Origin of the sequence: Acinetobacter sp. V2, from assembly GCF_001188385.1 — a bacterium.
Lineage (GTDB): Bacteria > Pseudomonadota > Gammaproteobacteria > Pseudomonadales > Moraxellaceae > Acinetobacter > Acinetobacter oleivorans.
On the sequence record NZ_JZFB01000001.1, the window covers coordinates 29,429 to 33,985 of the forward strand.

4 protein-coding genes are annotated in these 4,557 nt (G+C 39.7%); 2 read left to right on the plus strand and 2 right to left on the minus strand.

Translation table 11 applies throughout. The features are described 5' to 3' along the window. Window positions 1–6 precede the first annotated feature (6 nt). Entirely contained in the window at window positions 7–561 is a 555-nt protein-coding gene (locus tag UC75_RS00135; protein WP_049836281.1) for a TetR/AcrR family transcriptional regulator, read from the plus strand. A gap of 245 nt (window positions 562–806) precedes the next feature. Further along, window positions 807–2,147: an aspartate aminotransferase family protein gene (locus UC75_RS00140; protein WP_049836282.1), complete on the plus strand. Its 1,341-nt coding sequence runs from the start codon at window positions 807–809 to the stop codon at window positions 2,145–2,147. Window positions 2,148–2,299: 152 nt separating this feature from the next. Here UC75_RS00140 and UC75_RS00145 read toward each other — a convergent pair whose 3' ends face one another. Together UC75_RS00145 and UC75_RS00150 are read right to left on the minus strand one after the other, a co-directional pair. After that, window positions 2,300–3,334, minus strand: coding sequence for an AraC family transcriptional regulator (locus tag UC75_RS00145; RefSeq protein ID WP_049837318.1), 1,035 nt, complete (start codon window positions 3,332–3,334; stop codon window positions 2,300–2,302). Window positions 3,335–3,641: 307 nt separating this feature from the next. Continuing rightward, window positions 3,642–4,557 (minus strand): haloacid dehalogenase-like hydrolase (locus UC75_RS00150; protein ID WP_228136963.1); only part of this gene is annotated, 916 nt, incomplete at its 5' end.

Here is a 4,557-nt window from a genome sequence, read left to right on the forward strand (position 1 = left end):
GAAACGATGCCAAAATTAGTTCTCCCTGCACGTGCCATGCAAGTCGTAAATAAGTCGATTCATTTGTTTCACCATTTTGGGTTTCATACGGTTGGGGTCGACAGAATTGTGAAAGAGTGCGGAATTCCAAAAGCGACTTTTTATAATTACTTTCACTCGAAAGAGCGGTTTATTGAAATCTGTCTAATCGTACAAAAGGAACGATTAAAAGAAAAAGTGGTTTCAATTGCTGAGTACGGCAAAGACGCAAGTGCTAGGGATAAACTCAAGGAACTTTATCTTTTACATACCGACTTAGACGGGCTTTACTACTTACTATTTAAAGCCATTTTTGAGATAAAACTGACTTATGCAAAAGCCTATCAAGTCGCAATTAAATATAGAACTTGGCTAATCAATGAAATCTATAGTCAGCTTATAAAACTAAAAACCGATGCGACTTTTCAGGACGCAAAACTATTTTTATATATGATTGAAGGCGCAATTATTCAGCATTTAAGCTCAGATGGAGCAGACAACAGAGAAAGCCACTGGAATATGATTTCTAATGTCTTTCTTTAGACGTTTCGGCTTATTTGTGGGAAGGCATAAGCCCTAATTTTAAAATAGCGATTGGATGAACTTTGAGAGTTGACTTCAAATCGTGGCTTAAGTGGTCTGAGGTCAAGTTTTTTTAAAGAGACTTAAGCAATATGGTTTGCGTAACTTCAATCAAATACTGAAATATTTCGAATCAGCGTATGAGTTGCCTACGTCAGTTATCGTCTCGCACAAAAGTATGCTGAATATAAATAGAGGAGTCATTCATGGGTACGCGTTCAACCATTATGGATACCAATAGCTTTCGTCCAGAACATGCTGCTGAGCTGGACCATGCTACCCGCAAACTGACCGATAAAAGAAATAAAATTTTAGGTGAATCCTATCGCTTGTTTTATCGTAATCCCGTGCATCTGGTGAAAGGACAGGGGCAATATTTATGGGATGCAGCAGGTCATCAATATCTAGATGTTTACAACAATGTTGCCAGTATTGGTCATTGTCATCCTGCGGTGATTGAAGCGGTAAATGAGCAAATGAAAATGCTCAATACCCATACCCGTTATTTACATGAAAATATTTTGGATTATACCGAAGAACTTTTACAAACCACTCCTGATGAAATTGACCGTGCCATGTATATGTGTACCGGCTCAGAAGCGAATGATTTAGCGATTCGTATTGCACGTGAATATAGCGGCGGTACAGGAATCATTGTGTCTCAAGAGTCGTATCATGGGACCAGTAGCTTAACCTCAGGATGCTCTCCAGCGCTTGGAACTGAGCAGCCTTTAGATGCTACAACTCGTTTAGTTCCAGCACCTGATTATTATCGAATTCAAACTGATGATTTAGGCGAATGGTTCGCGCAGCAGATCCAACAACAAATTGATGATATGAATGCAAAAGGCATTAAGTTTGCAGGTTTTTTAGCGGACTCAATATTTTCTTCTGACGGTGTGATGCCTAATCCTGTTGGGTTCTTACAAAAAGCGGTTGATGTTGTGCATGCCAATGGAGGGATCTTTATTGCTGATGAAGTACAACCGGGTTTCGCACGCACTGGCGATTCTTTCTGGGGCTTTGGTCGCCACAATGTGGTGCCTGATATCATTACCACAGGTAAACCAATGGGTAACGGGGTGCCAGTGTCAGGGCTTTTAGCTAAGAGTGAAGTCCTTGCTGCTTTTAGCGATAAAATTCCATATTTTAATACCTTTGGTGGTAATCCTGTTTCTATGGCAGCGGCACAGGCTGTACTTAAAGTCATTCAGGAAGAAGAATTGCAAACCCATAGTAAATATGTGGGAGGGCTACTTCTAAAAGAACTCACGAAGCTTATGGATAAACATGAGATGGTCGGTGATGTTCGTGGCGCTGGTCTGTTTATCGGGTTTGAACTAGTTAAAGATAGAGCCACAAAAGAGCCGAATAAAGCATTGGCTTTGAACCTTATTGAAGAGCTCAGAAATACTCATCGAGTTTTAACCTCAGTTGCAGGTCCTTATGGCAACGTATTGAAACTGCGCCCACCTTTGGCTTTCCAAATAAAAGATATCGATTGGTTAGTTGGTGCTTTGGATCAAGCCTTAACAAAATTAAAGTAAGTCACTTTAAATATAAAAATACCCTTCAAGTTGGATGTTAAATCTAATTTGAGGGGTATTTTGTTGTTCAATTATCTTATGTGTCTTTAGAATTTATCTCGATTACTTAAATAATAAAAAGGCCTTTACTCAAGGCCTGTATTTGCAATGTTTTAGTGTCTTAATTGACGTGGTGTAACACCAAACCAGCGTTTAAATGCACGCGATAAAGCACTTACTTCTGAGTAACCTAACAAGAATGCCATTTCTGAAATTGGAATATTTTTCTGCTTAATATAATGTTCGGCCAATTCACAACGAACCTGATCGACTAAATGGGTAAAGGTGAGTCCTTCATTTTTTAAACGGCGGGTAAGGGTGCAACTTGTTAAACCAATATCATGCGCGATTTTTTCAAGGTTTGGTTCACCTTCACTCAGTTCAAGTTGGATGTGAGAGCGAACCTGATCTGCAAGACTTTGGCTTTGAGAAGAGCGATTGAGTAATAGCAGCGTATCTAAAATCACTGTTAATAAAATAGAATCGCGTCCTGGCATAGTATGCTGGACGTCTTTTTTTGAAATGATGATGGAGTTAAAAGGTTGATCAAAATAAACAGGGGCGTTAAATAGTTTGCTGTGTTCTTGCCAAAATTCAGGTCGAGTATGCTCAAAGTGAATTGCGCGTGGTGAATAATGAGGACCCATCACTTCACGGATCACATTCATAAACATGCCCATGGTCAGTTCTGCATCTTGGCGGCGAGTTAAAATCGCGCCGTGTTGAACCTGATAATCTATGCGCCAGCTATCTCCTAAATCGACCATTCGATTAAGGGTATCTTTCTGATGCAAATAAAAATTATTGGTCATGTTCATGAGTGCAGACTCTAAAGTATTTGAACAAAGACCAATGTACCCAATGAGCCCTAATGATTTCGGTTGAAACTGTTGACCATAATGCAGGCCAAAATTATCACAACCTGAAACCAGTGCTGCCTGTTCTAGCACCTTGCAATAATTGGGCAGTTGTAAGCTCAACGTTGGGCTGATTAGAAGTTCAGGATTAATACCACTAATACCTAAAACGCGATCAACATCTGCACCTTTTTGACGAATAAACTCGCTTAATCCAGAGGCAGCTGCAGACAATACACCTTGATTACACATATTTGAGTCGACAAGATGAGTTGGGTTGAGATGTAACATGTCAAGTCTCATGATATTTATTCCTACTATTCTTATATTAAGCAAAAGCCATACCAGTTTTTGCTTGCGTCCTTGATTTTGTGTTGTTAAAAGTTTTTATAAAATAATGACTTATGTGTTGCCGTTTTAAGTTTCAGACTTGATTCTTTAAGAAGAGATCAAGAGTTGTATTTAAGGTTGGGTAGCGAACTAAAAGAAGGCAGAAAATGCATTAGAGATAGGCAAACAGGGCAGAACTAAAACAAGAAATTAAGCGGCTTCTCATGCATACAACATGTATTGTAGGCATGAGAAAATAAGTGAAATATTAATTTTTTGTAGTTTTTTCCGTTTGTGCGCCATAACTTAAACTAGCCATTGAGGGTCTAAATTGACCTGTATTGGCATCGCGGCCCTGTAGTAAGAACTTAGTATTGGCTTGACCATAGCCCTGCACAGCCTGCTGAGAAAATTTCCCAATATCAGAACTCGGACTACGCAATCGATTAATAATTAGAACCTTCTGAGTCGCCGCAAAATCTTGCATCATATTTTGATCGCCTTCACTGTCACCTGCGATAAAAATTGGCCCATAACCATATTTAGAGACTAAAAAGCGCTGGATGGTTGCGGTTTTGCCTTTACCTTGAGTTTGCGCATAGCCATGACGAAACTCGGGTAAAATTCGATTTTGTGCGTCTCGTTCTAGCTCCATGGCGTAGGCATTTTTTTCATTAATGTTATAGCCGATCTCTGGATTAGAAATAATTTCCTTAATCACATCAATAAAAGATGCCGAGCAGACATAGACATCAATGCCATTGTCTTGAAAGGCCTTAAATAGATTTTGCATTTCACGGTATGGTCTTAAACCATTTTCCCAAGTGGTTTTCACAACACCTGCTTGGCCCGAAAGTGCTGCGGGAGAGGTCCATGTTACTGGTCCAATCGGTTGCTGCATTTGCCAAGCCACTGTTGCTTTCACCAAATTACGGACTTCTTGTTCGGTAAGCCCAGTAAATAAATAAGTGACCCATGGATATGCAACTTCATGATCAAAGGTGTCTCCAATTGCCGCATATAGGTATCTCATTTTAGTAATGAAATCGAGATAATGCGGATCTTGTTTAATTTGATCGAGACTTTGCTTACCTTTCAGACCGCTATAGTGGTGATAAAGCCATGTATAGCTGGCAATAATATCTGGGGCGATTTTATCAATATTAACGGCTTGGCCTTGCTGG

What these genes read in the sequence shown, in the direction of transcription:
- UC75_RS00135 (WP_049836281.1), top strand. Translation starts at nt 7, where the DNA reads ATGCCAAAATTAGTTCTCCCTGCACGTGCCATGCAAGTCGTAAATAAG.
- UC75_RS00140 (WP_049836282.1), top strand. Translation starts at nt 807, where the DNA reads ATGGGTACGCGTTCAACCATTATGGATACCAATAGCTTTCGTCCAGAA.
- UC75_RS00145 (WP_049837318.1), bottom strand. Translation starts at nt 3,334, where the DNA reads ATGTTACATCTCAACCCAACTCATCTTGTCGACTCAAATATGTGTAAT.